Origin of the sequence: Stenotrophomonas sp. STK17_22 (assembly GCF_051983905.1) — a bacterium.
In the GTDB taxonomy this organism is placed as follows: domain Bacteria; phylum Pseudomonadota; class Gammaproteobacteria; order Xanthomonadales; family Xanthomonadaceae; genus Stenotrophomonas; species Stenotrophomonas maltophilia_A.
This window is the reverse complement of record NZ_CP197010.1, coordinates 1632015-1650840: the sequence shown is the minus strand read 5'-3', so window position 1 is coordinate 1650840 and position 18826 is coordinate 1632015. Positions and strand designations below refer to the sequence as shown.

Genomic DNA, 18826 nt, shown 5'->3' with positions numbered 1-18826 from the left:
GGCCATGACGCTTTTCACGACCGACTACCTGGAGTACTACCTCACACTCGTTTCCTGGATCGTCAACAACGGCATCTGGGCGGCCCTCGTATCCAGCGGGGTATTCGCGCTGCCTTTCGTCGCCATCGTCGTGCAGGAGTGGTTGAAAGCTCGTGCTGAAGGCGCCGACGAGGGCAATAAAGGCGTGCTGAGCGCCGCCCGCATCGAGAACCGGGTCTTCGTCGCCATCGTGGTGGTGATGTTCGCCGGCATTCCGTTCATCGACGTGGACCTAAACACCATCCAGTACGACAGCTCGCGCTCGGCCCAGTGCCAGGTCAGCGTGGCGCAGCCCGCGGATACCGGCTGGTCGCAGTCCTTCAGCACCATCAACAACCAGTCGGCGAAGGTGCCGGTGTGGTGGGCGTTCATGCACGCGCTCTCGCGCGCCGTCACGGGCGCTTCGGTGGCGGCAATCCCGTGCGGCACGGACCTGCGGCAGATGCGCATGGAGATCGACGCCACGCGCATCGATGATCCGGTGCTGGCTCAGGAAGTAGCGGATTTCTCTCGGGATTGCTATGGGCCTGCACGGGCCAAATTGTTCATGCAGCGCCCTCAACTTGATGAGCAGCAGATGCACGACGTGACCTGGATCGGATCGCGGTTCTTCACCGACACGAACGGGTACTACGACACGTATCGCTCCAGCACGCCGCGCGATGACTGGCCCTATGACAGCAACCGCGACGCTGGGCTGGCCCAGGTATCCAGTGGCGGTGGCTACCCGACCTGCAGGCAATGGTGGGCTGATGGCAGCAATGGCCTGCGGGCACGGCTGCTGGGACAGGTGGACCCGAGCCTGCTCAATCGCCTGGCGGGCTGGGCTGGCTTCCTGAGCCGGGCCGAGGTGGACAATTCGGTGATCCGCGCGATCGCGTCACCGCGGCAGCAGAAGCTGAACCAAGGCAGCGTCTATACCGACTACGGCGGCCAGATCGACAAGACCTTGCCAAACATCGTGACGCGGGCTACGGGAGACGTTGGAATGGCAGTTGGCGCGATTGCCTCGTTTCCCGCGATGGACGTCGTGCGGCAGGCGCTGCCGATGGTGCTCGCCTTGCTCAAGATGGCATTGGTAATCTGCATCCCGCTCGTGCTGGTCGTGGGCACCTATGACTTGAAGACGGTCGTCACGGTCAGCGTCGTGCAGTTCGCGCTGTTCTTCACGGATTTCTGGTTTCAGCTTGCGCGCTGGATCGATTCGACGATCCTGGACGCACTTTATGGCTGGGGGTTCGGCTGGAACCGGCCGCACACCAACTTCGACCCGCTGGTGGGGCTGAACAACGCCTTCGGCGACATGCTCCTGATGTTCGTCACAGGCACGATGTTTCTGGTCCTGCCGACGTTTTGGGTCGCTGCTTTGGGGTGGGTCGGAGTTAAGGCTGGGGTGATTGCTCAGAACCTTGCTGTCGGCTCCAAGGAAGCGCGTGATAGCGCCGGGTCAGGTGTAAACAAGGTAGCCGGCAAGGTTCTGTGACAAACAGGCCAAACCTCAGTCATCGAACGGATCGTTCGGGTCGTGAGGGTCGAGCCGCTGGCCATTGGAAGAATACAGGCCAAAGCCCGCCTCGCCATTGCGCAATTCATCCTGTTGCGTCCAGCGGTCTTCATCTCTAGCCGAATTGCCAGCCATCCATACCGCCGCAACGCCCAGCAGTAGCAACACCGCCAGCCAGAAGGTGGTGTACAGCAGCACCCCGAGCGCAACCAGCTTGACCACCCACACGAGCGCGGTGGCACCGGCCGCCGCCCCCCCCTTTGACACCAACCAGCTCGATGCCCGGCGTTCGCCGCGCACGTAGGCACGCCATCCGCGACCCAAGGTGCGGCCGAGTCGTTCTGCGGTACGGATGCGTGTCGTGGTGTTCATGGTCGTCTCCTGCTATTGAGCGATGCCTATTCCAGTTTGCTCCAATCCTGCTTGCTTGCCTGTATCAGCGCATGCCAGTCGTCTGGTGGGTTCCCGCGCCCGAGCATCTTCTCGAACACGACATACGGGTCCGATTTGCTACCCGAAGACCGCAGGGTCTGTTCATCGTTGACCCAGGCGTACACGATGACCTTCGCCTTCGAGTCATACCGGAAGAACAGCCGGAACCGCCGTCCGATCTTGGCCCTTCGCCAGTGGCGGTGGGCAGGTCCCAAGGTGTTGCCCTGGCGGTACTCGTCGCGTGCCGGATCGCCTGGCACCACATCCAAGATCAACTGGCTCAAGGCCCGGAAGAGCTTGACGTTGGCATTGGACTCGAAGCCCGTCGGGTCGTTCTCCTGCGCGCGCCTCGCGGTCGCATGCAGTTTCTGCAACTGCTCGATCACGCAGTCGTGGAAGAGCAGCGTCCAGCCATGCCGTTGCATCAGAGTTCCACTTTCCCGTCGATCTCCTCGTCCAGGTCCAGACCGTGGCCAGCATGCTCCAGCATGGCGCGGGCCAGATCCTCGGGCAGGCCCTGGACGTTCCGGCCAGCTTCGATGTCGCGGGCCAGCAGGCTCAGGAATGCGCCGATGGCGGGGTCCTCATGCTCGGCATCGACGCGGGTGACGACGACTTCGCTGCCCCGCAGATCGAACGCGAGCTTGCCACCGGCATCGACGCCGAGCGCCTGCCGGATGGGCTTGGGCAGCGTGATCTGGCCTTTGGAGGTCAGCGTGGCAACTTCGTGGATGGCAGGCATGGCGGCTCTCCTGATTGCGATACCCGCATGGTAAGGAAATTTCCTTACTTTGTCAACGTGAAGCCTCACGGCGTTCTCCGAGTCCAAGAATCGGCCCATCGTAGGGCGTGAACAGCCAGCCTTCCTGCATCAATCCGGCCCTGCTGCAACCCGCATTGGCGGTGGACGGTCAGCACCCGTCGCCCTATACCCAAAGGCTGTAAAGGGTCGAAATGGCAAGGGAATGGGGTGCAAGGGGAAAGGCTCTATCCCGAAAAGGCAAAAAGGCCTCCCCGCTCGGCCCGCGACAGGACACCCGCATGCTCTCTCTGTTCCAGCGAAAACGGCCCGCGGTTGCTGCTGCTCCGACGCCACCATCGGTCACCGACCTCCCGAAAGGGTTGATGCGGCCCGAGTCGGCCGCATCGCTGCTGGCCACCCCGCGCCGGCAGAAGCTGCTGGAGCACATCTGGCAGCGCACGTCGCTCTCACGTAAGCAGTTCGCCACCTTGTACCGGGCGCCACTGGAACGCTACGCCGAGCTGGTCCAGGCTTTCCCGGCTTCCGAGGCGCATCATCACGCTTACCCCGGCGGCATGCTGGACCATGGCCTGGAAATCGTCGCCTACAGTCTGAAGCTGCGGCAGTCCCATCTGCTTCCCATCGGCGCAAGCCCCGAGGACCAGGCTGCGCAGGCTGAGGCCTGGACTGCTGCAGTCGCCTATGCCGCGTTGTTGCACGACATCGGCAAGATCGCCGTCGATCTGCACGTCGAACTGGCCGATGGCTCGCTGTGGCACCCGTGGTACGGTCCGCTGCACCAGCCGTACCGCTTCCGCTACCGCGACGATCGCGAATACCACCTGCACAGCGCGGCGACGGGCTTGCTCTACCGCCAACTGTTGGACACCCAACTCCTGGACTGGCTCAGTGGCTATCCCGACCTGTGGGGACCGCTGCTCTACGTCCTGGCCGGCCAGTACGAGCACGCCGGTGTGCTGGGCGAACTGGTCGTGCAGGCCGACCGCGCTTCCGTGGCCCAGGAACTGGGCGGCGATCCGGCGCGCGCCATGGCCGCTCCCAAGCACGCGCTGCAACGCAAGCTGCTCGACGGGCTGCGCTACCTGCTCAAGGAACAGTTGAAGCTGAACCAGCCGGAAGCCTCCGATGGCTGGCTCACCGAGGACGCGCTGTGGCTGGTGAGCAAGACGGTATCGGACAAACTGCGTGCGCACCTGCTGTCCCAAGGCGTTGACGGCATTCCTGCGAACAACACCGCGGTGTTCAACGTCCTCCAGGATCACGGCATGTTGCAGCCGACGCCCGACGGCAAGGCGATCTGGCGCGCGACCGTGACCAGTTCCACCGGCTGGTGTCACTCGTTCACGCTGTTGCGCCTCGGGCCCGCGCTGATCTGGGAGCCAAGCGAGAGGCCGGCGCTGTTCGCCGGCACAGTGGCGATCGACGCGGCGGCCACGGACAAAGGGCCCGATGTGTCAGCCACTACTCCGCCGGCCGGAGCGCAGTCAGCCTCGGAGGGCCAAGAGGTTCCGCCATGGGAGGGAGGTAACCCCTCTCGTCCAGCGAAAGGTGAACCGCTGCCCGACGCCATGGAAGACATGCTTTCGATGGTGGGCATGGTGAATTCACCCGCAACCCGGCAGGACGCTGAAGCACCTTCGGAGCCGGTGTCTGCCGCGCGTACTGAAGCGACGACCTTGACCGCACCTCAGCGTTCGTCCCCAGCGCCCAAGCCCACGACAGCGCCATCCGGAGAGCACTTCATGGCGTGGCTGAAACAAGGCATCGCTTCCCGCCGGCTCATCATCAACGACGCGAAAGCGCTCGTGCATACCGCGAGCGGCACCGCCTACCTGGTCAGCCCCGGCGTATTCCAGCGCTATGCGCAGGAGCATCCGCAAGTCAGCGCGCTGGCCAAGCAGGAGAGCCAGCAAGACTGGCAGTGGATACAAAAGCGCTTCGAGAGGCTGCAGCTGCATCGCAAGCAACCGAACGGCCTGAACATCTGGACCTGTGAAGTAACCGGGCCTAGAAAATCCCGCCGTCTGCATGGATACCTTCTGGAAGATCCGAGCCTGCTTTTCTCGGAAACGCCTCCGAGCAATCCCTATCTATCCCTGTTGGGTGAGACCAGACACTGCGAACAGACTTCAGGAAAGCAAGGGGCGTCAACATGACCTCCTCAATTTCGCCGGGGCAGTCTATTGCCGCCAAAGCGCACCTTTATTCAGACAGAGCCAAAGGCCCGATGAGCGCAGCGATGATGGAACAAGGCAGCGCCTCTCCCGTCTCTGGGCTGCACTACGCCGGCAAGAAGCATAAGGTCATCGCTCCCGACCGGGAGATTGTCTTCGAGTTCTCGCAGGACTGTCTGGACTCGGGCCGATTCGCTCCTTGACACCACAAATACAGCTAACAGGAAAGAGCATTCATGAAGTCGATCAACGTTGAAGTCGGAGGGCTTGTATCGAGCCTGAGCGGTGAGGGAGTGCGCCGCAAGCTGCTGTATCTTCACGGCGTCCATAATGCGGATGCCAACTATGTTGCGGGAAGCGCAACGATTCATCTCGACGAGCGATGCCTCAGGGTCAAGGATCTGCGCCATTGCATCTCCGAATGCGGCTATCCGGCACCGAAGCTCACCCGGACTACTGCCGCAGATGGGGCAGTGCCAAGTCAAATCTTGTGACAAGCTCGCTGGAGGTCACGGCAACAGAACCACCATGCGCCTCCGCAATCGATTTCACGATGGCAAGGCCAAGACCGGCGCCCGCCGTATTTCGTTGCCGTGCCGGATCAACTCGGTAGAATCGATTGAAGAGCTTTGGTAGATCGGGCTCAGGAATTTTCTCACCGGGATTGACCACACTGATCGTTGTCCACTGCTCATCCTGCGAGAGCAAGACCGTGATGCTCTTCCCGCGAGGAGTGTGTCGAATTGCGTTCGAGAGAAGATTGTTCAGCGCCCGGGTGAGCATTTCCCGATCCGCCGCTATGCTGCCGATCGCCCCTTTAACGCCAAGCGTAATGCCGCTATCTTCTGCCAGCGCCTCGAAATAGTCGAACAGACTCCGCACCAATTCGGACAGATCAATTGTAGACAAGCGCAAGTTGCGGGGATCATTTTCCGTTTGGGCAAGAAACAGCATGTCTCCAATCATGCGTCCCATCCGATCAAACTCTTCCAAATTTGAATAGAGGATTTCTCTGTATTCCTCGTTGCTGCGCGGCTGGCCAAGCGCTACGTGAGTCTGCGTGACCAGGTTGGTGACGGGCGTGCGCAACTCGTGCGCTATGTCTGCGGAAAAGTGTGATAGCCGGGTGAAGCCTTCCTCGATTCTCGCCAACATATCGTTGAAGGCAAATACCAGTTCCGCCAGTTCGATCGGCACATCCCGAGGATCCAACCTCACATCCAGCTTTGAAGAGCGAATCGCCCGAATCTCTTCATTGACCTTGCGAATCGGCAGATGGCCCCACTGCACCGCCAGCCAAGCCACACCGAGCGCCAGACACATGACCAAGCCGGTTGCCCACCAAAGCATGCGCTTGAACTCCGCCAGGAAGTCGAGATGAAAGCCGATGTCCATGGCGGCGACGATGCGGTAGCCGGACGCCGCTGAATCGTCAGCAGGCAGTTGTACCACCACACCTCGATATGACCTCTGATCCTCGTGCCACACGATCAAATCGTCAGCGGTGATGCGGTTCACCAACTTTTTGTTACTGTCAAGTTTCGACAGGTCAGGACCGGGCGTGGCATAGATGCTATTGCCAGACCCATCGTAGACGCCGTACGTCATCCCATGATGTCCTGCGACTGCGTTGGCCAAGTGTTGCTTCAGTTCGTCGCTTGCGATGTCACTTGCAAGCTGGTGCAAGGGCTGAGCCAAAGCGGCTGTCACTGCCTCCAGTTCGTGGGCATCCTGTTGAGCAAAGTGGTGCTCCAACGACCGGAGAATGACCCAGTTGAACACAAGAAACACCAAGGTCGTGGCGATACCAACCAGGGCCGTGACCCTCAATGCAAGCGACGCTGGACGGCTTTGCCGCGGCTTATGGCGCAGGGGCATCATCGGGCGCATCGAGCGTGTATCCCATTCCACGCACGGTGTGGATGAGCTTCGGATTGAACGCATCGTCTATCTTCGCGCGTAGGCGGCGGATGGCTACATCGATGACGTTGCTGTCGCTGTCGAAATTCATGTCCCATACCTGCGACGCGATCAGAGAACGTGGAAGGACTTCCCCCTGGCGACGGGCCAGGAGCTCAAGCAACGCGAACTCCTTGCTGGTGAGATTGATGCGTTGGCCAGCGCGCGTTGCACGTCGGCGCGCCAAGTCCAGTACCAAATCGGCAACCTGGATGCGATCAGGCTGGCTCGGAGCGCTTCCGCGTCGCAGCAGCGTCCGCACCCGCGCCAGCAACTCAGAGAAGGCGAATGGCTTGACGAGGTAGTCGTCCGCTCCCAGTTCCAATCCCTTGACACGGTCGTCCACACCGCCACGCGCCGTCAGAAAGAGTACAGGGACCTGTTTACCGGCATCTCGAAGGGCACGCACGATGCGCCAGCCATCGACATCCGGCAGCATGACATCCAAGACCACCAGATCGTATGTCTCGCCCATGGCCAGGTGGTGTCCGTCCAATCCGTTGCGCGCCAGATCCACTACGAATCCCGCCTCCATGAGACCTTGGCGGACGTAATCCGCCGTCTTGTTCTCGTCTTCAACGACCAGCAGTTTCATCGCATGTCCCATGAAATCGCTGCGGCGCAGAAAAATAGCCGCTCACGATGTACGCATTCATCCACTTCAATCAGCAATTTACTGGTTGCCAGCTTCCACGAACATGACACGAACATTACATGAATGTAATTCAAGGGTCATTCGGTGGAAAGTGCCCAACCCATAGCATGACCTGCATTGCGTCGAACTGTGCCGCTCAGGATGGGGTGGCGTTTAGAACGACTTCCGAGTCATCTATGGAGGATTTCAGGCCATGCCGCCTCGTTCACCCTTTTTTATCGTGCCCCCACAGGGCCTTTCTCGTCGGCGTTTCGTCCAAGGGTTAGCCGCCGGCGGCGTTCTCGCTGGGCTGTCCACGCCGGCGTTCAAGGCATTTGCCCAGCAAGGCTCCGCGACGCGCGGTGCCGCCCCTGTGCTAAAAGGCACCGAGTTCGACTTGGTGATCGCCGAATCGCCCGTGAACTTCACGGGCAAGCCAGGCGTGGCTACGACCATCAACGGCTCGCTGCCGGCACCGACATTGCGTTGGCGCGAGGGTGACACCGTCACAATCCGTGTGACCAACAAGCTGCGTGAAGCCACATCCATCCACTGGCACGGGATCATCCTGCCGTATCAGATGGATGGCGTGCCGGGCATTAGCTTCAAAGGCATCGCTCCCGGCGAGACCTTCACGTACCGCTTCAAGGTTCAGCAAAGCGGCTCCTACTGGTACCACTCGCACTCCGGCTTCCAGGAACTCACGGGCATGTACGGGGCGATCATCATCGACCCCGCTGGCGCCGAGACCATCCGCGCCGACCGTGACCACGTGCTGCTGTTCTCGGATTGGACCGACGAAGACCCGATGCGGGTGTTCACCAAGCTCAAGTCCCAAAGCGACTACTACAACTACAACCAACCTACCGTCTTCGACTTCTTCCGGGACGCCTCGCGCGACGGCATGGCCGCTGCGATCGACAAGCGCAAGATGTGGAACGAGATGCGGATGAATCCGACGGATCTCGCCGATCTGTCCGCCGCCACGCTGACCTATCTGGCCAACGGCGTCACCCCCGCCGGCAATTGGACGGCGTTGTTCCGACCGGGGGAGCGCGTGCGGCTGCGCATGGTCAACGGTGCGGGCAACACCTTCTACGACGTACGCATTCCCGGACTGAAACTCACGGTGGTGCACGTCGATGGTGTTGACGTGGAGCCGGTGACGGTCGATGAGTTCCGATTCGGTCCGGGCGAAACCGTCGATGTGATCGTCCAGCCACGGGATGACGCTTACACGATCTTCGCCCAGGCGATGGACCGGACAGGCTACGCGCGTGCCACGCTGGCCGTGCGTGAAGGTCTTCAAGCTCCCGTGCCTGCCCTCGATCCGGTCGAATGGCTGACCATGAACGACATGATGGGCGGCATGATGGGGGGCATGGACCATGGCGGGTCCGGCCAGGCCATGGAGATGACCGGGATGACGGGCATGACGGGCATGACGGGCATGACCGGGATGACCGGGATGACCGGGATGGGCTCGGGTTCGATGTCCGGGATGGATCATGGGGCGATGGCTGGCATGAACCACGGTGGCATGGCGATGGATCACAGCCAACACGCCGCGGCTGCGGGGGGACTGGCCGTGCCCAGCACTACTGCCCGCCACGCTCGCACCGAGTATGGTGCCAGCACGGACATGCGCGTTGACATGGCGCGCACCAACCTCGATGACCCCGGCATTGGACTGCGCAACAACGGTCGGCGCGTGTTGACCCTCGCGGATCTGCATACCCCGTCGGGGCCGCTGGACAAGAGAGGCCCTGGCCGGGAGGTCGAATTGCACCTCACGGGCAACATGGAACGCTACGCATGGTCCCTGGACGGGCTGGAGTTCGGAAAGTCCACGCCGGTGCACTTCAAACACGGCGAGCGGCTGCGGGTCATTCTGCACAACGACACCATGATGACCCATCCCATGCACCTGCACGGCATGTGGAGCGAGCTGGAAAGCCCCGACGGTCGCTTCCTTGCGCGCCGCCACACCCTGCCGGTGCAGCCGGCACAACGCATCAGCTTCCTGGTGACAGCCGACGCGCTCGGCCGCTGGGCGTGGCACTGCCACCTGATGTTCCACATGGATGCCGGCATGTTCCGCGAAGTCGTGGTGTCTTGAACCCAGCGCACAAGGAAGACCAAGAATGTCCAAAGCACTCCCCACTCGCGCACTGGCCACGACGCTACTGGCCCTGGTAAGCGTCGCCGCACAGGCACAAGCACAGAACGACCATGCTGCGCACGGCCAGGCCGACTCTCAAACGGCCGCGCCATCCACTCAGACCGTGGCTCCTGCCGCCGACCCGCACGCGGGTCACGCGGCGTCGGCGAGCGGCTCGACCGCGGCCCCGGCCATGGATCACGGCAACATGCAGATGCAGGGCGGGTCGGCGCCTCCTGACGCCCGCGATCCGCATGGCTACTCCAATGGCCTGACATTGGGATCGGGCGACTACGCCGTACCCGGTGTGCCGCGGCTGATGCTGGCCGACGAACACAGGTTCTTCTCGTTGCGCGGCGAAACCCTGGAACGCCGCTTCACGCGCAAAGGGGACGATTCCACGGCCTACGACCTCCAGGCGTGGTATGGGACGACCTACAACAAGGCCGTCGTGAAGGCCGAAGGCGATATCGCCAAAGGAAAGCTCGAAGAATCGCGTACCGAGCTTCTCTGGGGGCACGCCGTCGCACCGTACTGGGACACCCAGCTCGGCATTCGGGTGGATAACGGCGAAGGCCCGAGCCGTCAATGGTTGGCTTTCGGCATCCAGGGCCTCGCCCCCTACTGGTTCGAGCTGGAGGCGACGGGCTACGTGGGAAGTGGCGGACGTACGGCGCTGCGTGTCGAAGGCAGCTACGAGCTGCTGCTGACCCAGCGACTGATTCTGGAGCCTCGCGCCGAGTTGCAGTTCTATGGCAAGGACGACCCGGAACGCGGTATCGGCAAGGGCTTGGCCGAAGCGTCTGCTGGCTTGCGCCTGCGCTATGAATTCAGTCGCCAGTTCGCCCCCTATATCGGCGTGGAACGGGCGGGCAGCTTCGGACGCACCGCGGACTATGTGCGTGCCGAAGGCGGCCGCGCGCAGCAGACGCGCTGGGTGGCTGGCGTGCGATTCTGGTTCTAGAACCTAGCGGGTTTGATCATCTGATGAGAGGCAATCTATGAACATGCACTACGACAGAAGCCAGGGCAAAGTGCCGAGACGCCAGGCATTGATCGCTGGCTTGTTGGTGATGGCACTCGCAGGACCGAGCCTGGCGCAGAGCCGACCGATTGCCAAGGTCTGGAAGGACCCGAGCTGCGGATGCTGCAAGGACTGGGTCTCACACCTGCAAGGCGCAGGCTTCGATGTGCAGGTTCTCGACACCGGGAACACGGCAGCGCGCACGCGGCTGGGCATCCCGCAGAAGTACGGTTCGTGCCACACGGCGCAGATCGGCAGCTATGCCATCGAGGGTCATGTGCCTGCCTCGGACATTCAACGCTTGCTGCGCGAAGCCCCGCAGGCCATCGGCCTTGCGGCGCCCGGCATGCCGGTCGGTTCGCCCGGCATGGATGGTCCGGCCTATGGTGGACGCAAGGACGCCTACGACGTGCTGCTGATCGGGAAAAACGGTAGCAGCACGGTCTATCAGTCGCATCGCTGACCATCCATCAACCCTTCTCCGTGGAGATATGCCATGCAGCATCAGCACACACATACCCCCAGCGATCGTCCCCGGTTCTGGCGATCGCGCTACGGCGTGGCGTTCCTCATCATCGCCGCTGTCGCCGCGTATTTCCTGCTCAAGGAGCACACGGCACATGTTGCCGGCTATCTCCCCTTCCTGCTGCTGGCGGCTTGTCCGCTGATGCACCTGTTCATGCACCGTGGTCACGGCCACGGCGGACACGATCATGCCGCGCGTCAGGGTGAGGAAGGTGCCGCAGCCTCCAAGGAGCAGAAGCAATGAGTCGAGGCACTCGCACCGTGCGAGCACGCGACGCCGCGCTTGTCTCCTTGCGCGCGTGCGGCCTGCTGCGATCACCAGACACCAACGGTTAACGGCGGAGGGCACTTGTCACTATGAATTCACCCAGCAAGTCTTCAGGACATGAGCACGCAGGCATGGCGGCGGGTGCCACAACGTCCGGCACGCATACCCACCACCATCACGCCAGCCATGCTGGAAGTGACGATGCGGGCGGGCCCTCAAGCCACTCGCAGCCCGATGCCTCGACACGAGATCCGGTGTGTGGGATGGCGGTCACGGCGGCGTCGGAGCACCGCTCCACGCACTTGGGGAACACGTACCTGTTTTGCAGCACCGGATGCAAGGCCAAATTCGACGCCGATCCGGCGCGATATGCCAGCGGTGGCGCGGGCATAGGCACAGGCAGCGGCCATGCACCGCATCACCATGCCAGCACCGCGATTTCACCGGCCCCGGCGGCATCGCCAACCGCACCCGGAACAATCTACACCTGCCCGATGCACCCGGAGATCCGCCAGGATCATCCGGGAATCTGCCCCAAGTGCGGGATGACGCTGGAGCCTCTGCTGCCCGACCTCGACGACGACAACCCGGAGTTGCGTGACTTCTCGCGTCGCTTCTGGTGGACCTTGCCGTTGACGCTCGTGGTCCTGGCGCTGGCGATGCTGGGCGAGCGGCTACACCTGATGGACATGGCTACACAGAGCTGGGTCGAGTTGGTGCTGTCGTTGCCGATCGTGCTGTGGGCCGGCTGGCCCTTCTTCTCCCGCGGCTGGCTGTCCGTGGTCAACCGCAGCCCGAACATGTGGACACTGATCGGCCTGGGAACGGGTGCGGCATTCATCTACAGCGTCGTGGCAACCGTTGCGCCGGAAGTGTTTCCAGCTTCCTTCATGTCCATGGGACGGGTCGGCGTGTATTTCGAGGCCGCCGCCGTCATCATCTCGCTGACACTGCTCGGCCAGGTGCTGGAACTCAAGGCGCGCTCCCAGACTTCGGCGGCCATCAAGTCGCTGCTGGGGCTGGCGCCCAAGACCGCGCGGCGCATCAATGCGGACGGCAGCGAGGAAGACGTGCCGCTCAGCCATGTGCACGTCGGCGATCTGCTGCGCATCCGACCCGGCGAGAAGGTGCCGGTGGATGGCATCGTGCACGAGGGCAGCAGCTCGATTGACGAATCCATGCTGACCGGCGAACCGCTGCCCGTAAGCAAGCGCGCGGGCGACAAGGTCATCGGGGCCACACTCAACACCAGCGGCGCGCTGGTCATGCGTTCGGAGCGGATCGGCTCGGACACCGTTCTGTCGCAGATCGTCCAGATGGTCGCCCAGGCGCAGCGTTCCAAGGCGCCGATGCAACGCATGGCCGATGTCGTTGCCGGCTACTTCGTGATGGCCGTCGTTGCCATTGCGGTCACGACGCTCTTTGTATGGGGATTCTTCGGGCCGCAGCCCACCTGGGTCTATGGACTCATCAATGCGGTGGCCGTTCTGATCATCGCCTGCCCGTGCGCGCTGGGTCTGGCCACGCCGATGTCGATCATGGTCGCAACGGGCCGTGGCGCCACGCAGGGCGTGCTATTCCGCGATGCCGCGGCGATCGAGAATCTTCGCAAGGTCGATACCCTCGTCATCGACAAGACAGGAACCCTGACCGAAGGCCGACCTGCTTTCGATCAGGTCGTCGCAGCACCCGGCTTTACGAACGATGAGGTGCTGCGTCTTGCGGCCAGCCTGGACCAGGGCAGTGAACACCCCCTGGCCGACGCCATCGTGCAGGCCGCGCGTGCCCAGGGCCTCCAACTCGTGAAGCCTCAGAGCTTTGAATCGGGAACCGGCATCGGCGTGCGCGGAAAGGTTGAGCACCGGCAACTCGCGTTGGGCAACACAGTGCTGATGGAACAGTCTGGCGTATCGGTGGAACCGCTCGTACCCCAGGCCGAAGCTCTGCGCGGCGAAGGGGCAAGCGTCATGTACTTGGCTGTGGACGGGCAGCTCGCGGGCTTGCTCGCCGTATCCGATCCGGTCAAGGGCAGCACCCCCGAGGCCCTGGCCGCGTTGAAGGCTGCGGGCCTGCGGGTCATCATGGCCACCGGGGACGGGCAGACCACCGCCAAAGCCGTCGGTGCACGCCTAGGCATCGACGAGGTGCATGGTGAGGTCAAGCCGGCGGACAAGCTCATGTTGATCGAGCGGCTGCAGAAAGAAGGACGCATCGTCGCCATGGCCGGAGACGGCATCAACGACGCGCCGGCCTTGGCGAAGGCAGACGTGGGCATCGCCATGGGAACGGGGACCGACGTGGCGATGAACAGCGCCCAGGTCACGCTGGTCAAGGGCGACCTGCGTGGCATCGCTGTCGCTCGCACGCTCTCGGTGAGTACCGTGCGCAACATGAAGCAGAACCTCATGTTCGCCTTCCTCTACAACGCGCTGGGCATCCCCATCGCCGCCGGGGTTCTCTATCCCCTCACGGGCTGGCTGCTGTCGCCGCTGATCGCAGCATTGGCGATGAGCCTGAGTTCGGCGTCGGTCGTTGGCAACGCCTTGCGCCTGAGAGCGAGCCGACTGTGACCGGATTTTCTTTCTGAACCTACAGGAGCCTGCTATCGCCCAGCGAACCGTTTCTTTCGTTCCACGCCGTTGCGAAGGTGCAAGCCTTATCTCGGCACTTCGTTCTTAAACCACTCCTCACACATCAAGGTAGAAATCTCTATGACCCGTTCACATTTCATCGCCAAGCTCGTCGCGCCGATCGCTGCTGGTCTGTTCGCCACCGCCGCATTCGCGCATCCTTCGCTGGTGTCTTCAACGCCAGCCGACAAGTCGCAGGTTTCCGCGCCAGCCACCATCGAGCTGAAGTTCTCCGAAACGCTGGTGCCGCAGTTCTCCGCCGCGAGCCTTGTCATGACTGGCATGCCGGGAATGGCGAGCCATGGCCCGATGAAGATCAACGCCAGCGTCGCGGGTGCCGGCGACGGCAAGACCATGGTCATCACGCCAGCACAGGCGCTCCAGCCCGGCGACTATCGCGTCGAATGGCGTGCCGTCTCCTCGGACACGCATCCGATCACGGGTAACGTCACCTTCAAGGTGAAGTAAGCCCATGGCCGGGGATTGGTTGACCATCGTCCTGCGCCTGGCGCTTTATCTGGACCTGGCGGCGGCGTTTGGCGTCGCCATGTTCGGACTCTATGCTTTGGGCAACGACGAGCGATCCTCGACGATCTCGCGCCGCTATCGCGTCCTCATTGGCGCATCCGCTGCCATCGGCATTGCCCTGTCGATGTGGGGCATGACGGTCATGGCCAAGGCCATGTCCGGCGCCCAAAGCTACGCGGAGCTGTCAACGCACGTTTTCGACATGCTCATTACGGGCACGCACATGGGCATCGCCTGGTGCATTCGCATCCTCGCGCTGTTGGTGTGTGTGCTCGTCGCAATGTTGAAATTGAACGCTACCTTGCGATTTGCAGTGATGGCGCTCTCCACCGGCGTGGCGCTGGCGACCCTTGCGTGGGCAGGCCACGGCGCCATGGACGACGGCGTTCGCGGCTACATCCATCTTGCGTCGGATATCACCCACCTCTGGGCAGCGGGCGCTTGGGTGGGCGCATTGTTGGCGTTCTTGATGCTGGCATCCCACAAGCGGGATGTCGCGCAAGACCCGGTAGCGGTCCTCAGTCGGACGTCGAATGGCTTTGCTCGCATAGGTACAGCGATCGTGGCTGCACTCGTCGTGAGTGGAACTCTCAATTACCTGTTGATCGCCGGACCATCGTTTGATCCGCTCATCTCGACGCTGTATGGCCGGCTGCTGATGGTAAAGCTCCTGCTTTTCGCAGGCATGCTGGCGTTGGCTGCTGCCAATCGGTATCGGTTGAGCCCGAGCCTGGAGGCAGCTTTGAAGGCAGGCAATCGCGCACAGGCAGTCATCAAGCTTAGGCAGAGTCTGTTCACGGAGGCAACCTTGGCCGTTTTGGTTCTGGCGAGCGTTGCATGGCTTGGCATCTTGTCTCCCACTGGAACCTAATCCTTCATGGGCGGCAGATGACAGCGCATGAATTGAATGTAATGCACGGGTAAGCCCTCTGTAGACCGCCTGCTTCTACATTTAACGACGCGGCGCAAGTTGTCGTCGTTTTTACAAAGGAGTCGATCATGAAATCGCAAATTGTCATTGCCGCCCTGTTGAGCGCTCTCTCCGTGCCAGCCTTCGCCGGTCATGCAGCAGCCCAAGCAGCCAAGGAGATGGTTCCCTTGGCTGACGGGGGAACGCTGTACATCTTCAAGGACGGAAAGATGGCACAGGAAAGCCGCTTCGGGCGCGCCGTCTATCTCAATGTCGGGGCTTCGGTGTCGACGAAGGATGGGCGCAACATCGCGATCACCAGCAATGAAGTCGCTCGCCTCGGCTCGCTGCTACAAAAAGAGCACGGCGGATGACGCCGCGGGTGTGCGGTGCTTTTCAAAGCTTCTGCACAGTGTGACAGAGACGCGCGCCCCGATTGGGCGCGCGCGATTGGGACGCGTCACGAGCAACCACGAGCGCTCAAGATGCCAGTTTTTGCGATGTCAAGCGCATCAACTTCCCTGGAATGGATCCAGCCTCCACATCCACCGTGATTCGTCCACGGGACATCTTGCGCGAATGAGAACCTGCGAGGAGCCCGATTTATGGAGTTGCGTCATCTACGATGCTTTGTCGTCTTGGCAGAGGAGTTGCATTTCACGCGGGCGGCCGAGAGGCTGCATATAGAGCAACCCCCCTTGTCTCGCGCGATCAAGGAATTGGAAGATGAGCTTGGGGTCACGCTGTTTGACCGCGACCGCAGGGGTACACGGCTGACCGTGGCGGGGGCGGCATTCTTGCAGGACACCCGCCGACTCTTCACTGTCCTGGAGCAAGCGCGTGAGAATGCCAGAGCCATTGCCGCGGGCCTGAGGGGCAGCCTGCGCATTGCAATTTCCGATGGTGCGATGGACCCACGACTATCGGCGTTCCTAGCTCGTTGCCGCGCGGAAGAGCCCGAGGTCGAGATACGTCTCTCCGAGGTACCGCTGACCGAGCAGATACGGGGCCTACGGTCTGGCGACTTCACGATCGGATTTGCACACGCGGCGGATGTTGGCGAAGGCATCGTGGCTGAACCGATCTGGCGAGACCCGATTGTGATCGCCGTGCCAGCGCGGCACTCGCTTCTTGCGCACAAGCAAGTTCCGCTCAACGAACTTCAGGGTCACCCACTGGTTCTGTGCGACAAACTGGCCTGCGAAGGCTACTGCCGAGAACTAAATCGGCTGCTACAGGTTCTGGAACACAGGCTCAACGTTGTCGAAGAAGTGTCGTCGCTGGACATGATGCTAACGCTGGTCGGCGCAGGCTATGGGATTGGTTTCATGACAGCGACCAAGATTCCCATCAGCCAGAGGCCGGACGTGGTGATTCGCCCTCTGGCGCAGGACACGGCGGTAATCACAACCTATCTGCTTCGGCCAGAAAGCAGCAACTCATCGGTTTCGCTGGATCGCTTCATGGAACGTCTGCGAGGACCTCCGGATGACTAAAGCGTCAATGCCCATCTGAATCGTGCGCCGCAGCACGAAGATTGCGTTCGGCTGCGCTGACGAGTTCCGCAGCACTAAGCTTGAGTCCGGCGGCGATTCTTAAGATCAGAGCGAGAGTGGGCATGTGCTCCCCACGCTCTATTTTGCCCATGTGCGATCGCTCGATCCCTGCTTTCGCAGCCAGTTCTTCCTGAGCAATACCTTGCGTCAGGCGGGCGACACGAACGGCCGCTCCGAATGCCAACGCTGGCTCGGCGTCGAAAGTGGTAGTGCCTGGGGGACGGCCTCGTCGGACAGTTCGCTTCTCCATCCTTGGAAGCGTCGAACAGTCCCGACAATTTAACCACGTTAAGTTTAACTCAAACTAGCTATCATGAAGACTTTCCATCCTTGTCTTATCGCTTCTTGGGGCCTCTCATGCACGACGCCACCAGCCCACGCCCACAGCTCAGGCTCGCCATAGCGCCTGGTGTGGCCTCTTCGAACCTAGCTGCATTGCTTGCCCTGCAGCGCGCGGAGGAGCCCGAAGTTTTTATGGAATTTAATGAGGTTACGACGAGCGATCTCATTACAGGCCTCTACAAACGGCGCTTCGACGTCGGCCTTTCTCTGAAGCAGGTGAGCGATTCTTCGCTGAAGAGTCTTTCTCTTTGGTTTGAGGCGACAGCTCTTGCCACGCCGCTGGGATACCCACTGCTCCGGCAGCAGTCAATCAGAATAGACGAACTTAAGGAGCACTCCGTGTTTCGATGGAAGGCCGAATATTCTCCTTCGCTGGACCAGTACCTGTCCTCCATGTCATCAACGGAAAGGCCGAATGTCCAGCATGTCAGTTCTTTTGAGATGTTGTTGCTCTGGGTCGCAGCTGGATATGGCGTAGGGATTTCTTCGCGATCACGCATCGAAACCGCTAGCCAGTGCGGAATCTGCACGCGTCCAATAGCCGATGGCCCCTACGAGGTCATTACGCACCTGCAGCGACTCTCGGGACAGACGAATCTTGTAGCTGATCGATTTGAGCTTAGAGCCTTGCGAGTTGCCGAGGCGCGTAAAGCATGACAGCCACGTGCGGTGCCCGCCCTTGCCGGTGGATTTGCAGTGGATGCCGGTTCGGGCCAAGGCGCCGTCCAGACGCATCAATTCATCCTGGAAACTGACCTTGATCAATTCAACTCCCCACAACTTCCAATAGTATGTCCACATGATCGGCTTAAGGCGCCTTCTCGCAAGATGGAGCCGCTGGATTACCAGCGGCCTAGTCGTAACCTTGCTTTTCTCGCAGGTTGCGATGGCGATGTACGTCTGTCCCAAGCCAGACCCGAGGGCATCTGTGGAAACCACGCAAATGCGTGCCACGATCTCGATGCAGCAGGCTGACAAGTTGCCAATGTCGGATTGCACCGGCATGCCTGATTCCATGGACAGCGAAGCGCCACAGTTGTGCCACGCTCATTGCAGTGGCGATCGGGAGTCGGCGCTTTCATGGCAGGGGCTGGACATTCAGTTTCTCGCGGCGCACGTGATGTGGCTCGCCAACTCGCTGCCCGGGTTGGTTCTCGACCGGGTAGCCCTCAGGCGGCACGTTACCTACATTCCTCCCAATCCCCGCGCGGGCTTTCCGCCGATCTACCTCACGTTCCAAGTCCTGCGGAATTGATTTATGTGTCCGTGCTCGCCGCGCACCGATGCGGCAGACCACGTGATTTCGTGAACACCAATTCCGAGGACAACCATGTTTACTCCCTTTTTTGGCGCCCCCGAGGGATGCTCTGAACAATT

21 protein-coding genes are annotated in these 18826 nt (G+C 61.5%); 15 read left to right on the top strand and 6 right to left on the bottom strand.

Annotated features, from left to right (window positions below; genetic code table 11):
* Positions 1-4 precede the first annotated feature (4 nt).
* A complete protein-coding gene (locus ACSYS9_RS07510; RefSeq protein WP_013391811.1) occupies positions 5-1522 on the top strand; it encodes a conjugal transfer protein TraG N-terminal domain-containing protein in 1518 nt (505 codons plus the stop codon).
* 15 nt (positions 1523-1537) lie between these two features.
* Here ACSYS9_RS07510 and ACSYS9_RS07505 read toward each other — a convergent pair whose 3' ends face one another.
* Genes ACSYS9_RS07505 through ACSYS9_RS07495 form a run of 3 tightly spaced genes read right to left on the bottom strand, consistent with a single transcriptional unit; the run spans position 1538 to position 2717 of the window.
* Positions 1538-1915 carry a DUF3742 family protein gene (locus ACSYS9_RS07505; protein WP_013391812.1) on the bottom strand — a complete coding sequence of 126 codons (378 nt, stop codon included), beginning with the start codon at positions 1913-1915 and terminating at the stop codon, positions 1538-1540.
* A 26-nt stretch (positions 1916-1941) separates the two neighbouring features.
* On the bottom strand, positions 1942-2400 hold the full coding sequence (locus tag ACSYS9_RS07500; protein ID WP_013391813.1) for a type II toxin-antitoxin system YhaV family toxin: 459 nt from the start codon (positions 2398-2400) through the stop codon (positions 1942-1944).
* Positions 2400-2717, bottom strand: a complete 318-nt coding sequence (locus ACSYS9_RS07495; protein WP_013391814.1) for a type II toxin-antitoxin system PrlF family antitoxin — start codon at positions 2715-2717, stop codon at positions 2400-2402. Before ACSYS9_RS07495 ends, ACSYS9_RS07500 begins: the two co-directional genes overlap by 1 nt.
* 299 nt (positions 2718-3016) lie before the next feature.
* On the opposite strand from ACSYS9_RS07495, the gene mobH reads away from it, so the two are divergent.
* Genes mobH through ACSYS9_RS07480 form a run of 3 tightly spaced genes read left to right on the top strand, consistent with a single transcriptional unit; the run spans position 3017 to position 5406 of the window.
* Positions 3017-4894 (top strand): MobH family relaxase, encoded by a 1878-nt coding sequence (gene mobH, locus ACSYS9_RS07490; RefSeq protein WP_016445100.1) that lies wholly within the window; start codon positions 3017-3019, stop codon positions 4892-4894.
* Entirely contained in the window at positions 4891-5115 is a 225-nt protein-coding gene (locus ACSYS9_RS07485; RefSeq protein WP_034012201.1) for a hypothetical protein, read from the top strand. Before mobH ends, ACSYS9_RS07485 begins: the two co-directional genes overlap by 4 nt.
* 33 nt (positions 5116-5148) lie before the next feature.
* The gene (locus ACSYS9_RS07480; RefSeq protein WP_013391817.1) at positions 5149-5406 is read left to right on the top strand and encodes a heavy-metal-associated domain-containing protein; all 258 of its coding nucleotides are present in this window, start codon (positions 5149-5151) and stop codon (positions 5404-5406) included.
* Here the strand turns inward: ACSYS9_RS07480 and ACSYS9_RS07475 are convergent.
* Together ACSYS9_RS07475 and ACSYS9_RS07470 are read right to left on the bottom strand one after the other, a co-directional pair.
* Complete coding sequence (locus ACSYS9_RS07475; RefSeq protein WP_425483442.1) at positions 5366-6793, bottom strand: heavy metal sensor histidine kinase; 1428 nt, start codon at positions 6791-6793, stop codon at positions 5366-5368. The genes ACSYS9_RS07480 and ACSYS9_RS07475 overlap by 41 nt on opposite strands.
* Positions 6774-7466, bottom strand: a complete 693-nt coding sequence (locus ACSYS9_RS07470) for a heavy metal response regulator transcription factor (RefSeq protein WP_003097513.1) — start codon at positions 7464-7466, stop codon at positions 6774-6776. The genes ACSYS9_RS07475 and ACSYS9_RS07470 overlap by 20 nt, the downstream gene beginning before the upstream one ends.
* 253 nt (positions 7467-7719) lie before the next feature.
* Between ACSYS9_RS07470 and ACSYS9_RS07465 the strand changes: the two genes are divergently transcribed.
* The 9 genes from ACSYS9_RS07465 to ACSYS9_RS07425 all read left to right on the top strand — a co-directional run bounded on the left by ACSYS9_RS07465 (position 7720) and on the right by ACSYS9_RS07425 (position 17047).
* A complete protein-coding gene (locus tag ACSYS9_RS07465; RefSeq protein ID WP_013391820.1) occupies positions 7720-9624 on the top strand; it encodes a copper resistance system multicopper oxidase in 1905 nt (634 codons plus the stop codon).
* Between the two features lie 25 nt (positions 9625-9649).
* Complete coding sequence (locus ACSYS9_RS07460) at positions 9650-10630, top strand: copper resistance protein B (protein WP_013391821.1); 981 nt, start codon at positions 9650-9652, stop codon at positions 10628-10630.
* Between the two features lie 37 nt (positions 10631-10667).
* Positions 10668-11153, top strand: coding sequence for a DUF411 domain-containing protein (locus ACSYS9_RS07455; RefSeq protein ID WP_013391822.1), 486 nt, complete (start codon positions 10668-10670; stop codon positions 11151-11153).
* Between the two features lie 33 nt (positions 11154-11186).
* Complete coding sequence (locus tag ACSYS9_RS07450) at positions 11187-11459, top strand: DUF2933 domain-containing protein (RefSeq protein ID WP_013391823.1); 273 nt, start codon at positions 11187-11189, stop codon at positions 11457-11459.
* A gap of 287 nt (positions 11460-11746) precedes the next feature.
* Entirely contained in the window at positions 11747-14053 is a 2307-nt protein-coding gene (locus tag ACSYS9_RS07445; protein WP_013391824.1) for a heavy metal translocating P-type ATPase, read from the top strand.
* Positions 14054-14194: 141 nt separating this feature from the next.
* The gene (gene copC / locus ACSYS9_RS07440) at positions 14195-14581 is read left to right on the top strand and encodes a copper homeostasis periplasmic binding protein CopC (protein WP_008063308.1); all 387 of its coding nucleotides are present in this window, start codon (positions 14195-14197) and stop codon (positions 14579-14581) included.
* Between the two features lie 19 nt (positions 14582-14600).
* On the top strand, positions 14601-15512 hold the full coding sequence (gene copD, locus ACSYS9_RS07435; RefSeq protein WP_425483444.1) for a copper homeostasis membrane protein CopD: 912 nt from the start codon (positions 14601-14603) through the stop codon (positions 15510-15512).
* 128 nt (positions 15513-15640) lie between these two features.
* Positions 15641-15925, top strand: coding sequence for a CopK family periplasmic copper-binding protein (locus tag ACSYS9_RS07430; RefSeq protein ID WP_003090336.1), 285 nt, complete (start codon positions 15641-15643; stop codon positions 15923-15925).
* 231 nt (positions 15926-16156) lie between these two features.
* The gene (locus tag ACSYS9_RS07425; RefSeq protein WP_013391826.1) at positions 16157-17047 is read left to right on the top strand and encodes a LysR family transcriptional regulator; all 891 of its coding nucleotides are present in this window, start codon (positions 16157-16159) and stop codon (positions 17045-17047) included.
* 4 nt (positions 17048-17051) lie between these two features.
* Here the strand turns inward: ACSYS9_RS07425 and ACSYS9_RS07420 are convergent, their stop codons facing one another.
* Positions 17052-17357, bottom strand: a complete 306-nt coding sequence (locus tag ACSYS9_RS07420) for a helix-turn-helix domain-containing protein (protein ID WP_013391827.1) — start codon at positions 17355-17357, stop codon at positions 17052-17054.
* Between the two features lie 107 nt (positions 17358-17464).
* On the opposite strand from ACSYS9_RS07420, the gene ACSYS9_RS07415 reads away from it, so the two are divergent.
* The gene (locus tag ACSYS9_RS07415) at positions 17465-18106 is read left to right on the top strand and encodes a LysR substrate-binding domain-containing protein (RefSeq protein ID WP_013391828.1); all 642 of its coding nucleotides are present in this window, start codon (positions 17465-17467) and stop codon (positions 18104-18106) included.
* Positions 18107-18392: 286 nt separating this feature from the next.
* Entirely contained in the window at positions 18393-18704 is a 312-nt protein-coding gene (locus tag ACSYS9_RS07410) for a hypothetical protein (protein ID WP_006226245.1), read from the top strand.
* The last annotated feature ends 122 nt before the right edge of the window (positions 18705-18826 follow it).

What these genes read in the sequence shown, in the direction of transcription:
- ACSYS9_RS07500 (WP_013391813.1), bottom strand. Translation starts at nt 2,400, where the DNA reads ATGCAACGGCATGGCTGGACGCTGCTCTTCCACGACTGCGTGATCGAG.
- ACSYS9_RS07505 (WP_013391812.1), bottom strand. Translation starts at nt 1,915, where the DNA reads ATGAACACCACGACACGCATCCGTACCGCAGAACGACTCGGCCGCACC.
- ACSYS9_RS07415 (WP_013391828.1), top strand. Translation starts at nt 17,465, where the DNA reads ATGCACGACGCCACCAGCCCACGCCCACAGCTCAGGCTCGCCATAGCG.
- copC (WP_008063308.1), top strand. Translation starts at nt 14,195, where the DNA reads ATGACCCGTTCACATTTCATCGCCAAGCTCGTCGCGCCGATCGCTGCT.
- ACSYS9_RS07485 (WP_034012201.1), top strand. Translation starts at nt 4,891, where the DNA reads ATGACCTCCTCAATTTCGCCGGGGCAGTCTATTGCCGCCAAAGCGCAC.
- ACSYS9_RS07455 (WP_013391822.1), top strand. Translation starts at nt 10,668, where the DNA reads ATGAACATGCACTACGACAGAAGCCAGGGCAAAGTGCCGAGACGCCAG.
- ACSYS9_RS07420 (WP_013391827.1), bottom strand. Translation starts at nt 17,357, where the DNA reads ATGGAGAAGCGAACTGTCCGACGAGGCCGTCCCCCAGGCACTACCACT.
- ACSYS9_RS07410 (WP_006226245.1), top strand. Translation starts at nt 18,393, where the DNA reads ATGCGTGCCACGATCTCGATGCAGCAGGCTGACAAGTTGCCAATGTCG.
- ACSYS9_RS07450 (WP_013391823.1), top strand. Translation starts at nt 11,187, where the DNA reads ATGCAGCATCAGCACACACATACCCCCAGCGATCGTCCCCGGTTCTGG.
- ACSYS9_RS07425 (WP_013391826.1), top strand. Translation starts at nt 16,157, where the DNA reads ATGGAGTTGCGTCATCTACGATGCTTTGTCGTCTTGGCAGAGGAGTTG.
- ACSYS9_RS07460 (WP_013391821.1), top strand. Translation starts at nt 9,650, where the DNA reads ATGTCCAAAGCACTCCCCACTCGCGCACTGGCCACGACGCTACTGGCC.
- ACSYS9_RS07465 (WP_013391820.1), top strand. Translation starts at nt 7,720, where the DNA reads ATGCCGCCTCGTTCACCCTTTTTTATCGTGCCCCCACAGGGCCTTTCT.
- ACSYS9_RS07445 (WP_013391824.1), top strand. Translation starts at nt 11,747, where the DNA reads ATGGCGGTCACGGCGGCGTCGGAGCACCGCTCCACGCACTTGGGGAAC.
- ACSYS9_RS07495 (WP_013391814.1), bottom strand. Translation starts at nt 2,717, where the DNA reads ATGCCTGCCATCCACGAAGTTGCCACGCTGACCTCCAAAGGCCAGATC.
- ACSYS9_RS07430 (WP_003090336.1), top strand. Translation starts at nt 15,641, where the DNA reads ATGAAATCGCAAATTGTCATTGCCGCCCTGTTGAGCGCTCTCTCCGTG.
- mobH (WP_016445100.1), top strand. Translation starts at nt 3,017, where the DNA reads ATGCTCTCTCTGTTCCAGCGAAAACGGCCCGCGGTTGCTGCTGCTCCG.
- ACSYS9_RS07510 (WP_013391811.1), top strand. Translation starts at nt 5, where the DNA reads ATGACGCTTTTCACGACCGACTACCTGGAGTACTACCTCACACTCGTT.
- ACSYS9_RS07480 (WP_013391817.1), top strand. Translation starts at nt 5,149, where the DNA reads ATGAAGTCGATCAACGTTGAAGTCGGAGGGCTTGTATCGAGCCTGAGC.
- ACSYS9_RS07475 (WP_425483442.1), bottom strand. Translation starts at nt 6,793, where the DNA reads ATGATGCCCCTGCGCCATAAGCCGCGGCAAAGCCGTCCAGCGTCGCTT.
- ACSYS9_RS07470 (WP_003097513.1), bottom strand. Translation starts at nt 7,466, where the DNA reads ATGAAACTGCTGGTCGTTGAAGACGAGAACAAGACGGCGGATTACGTC.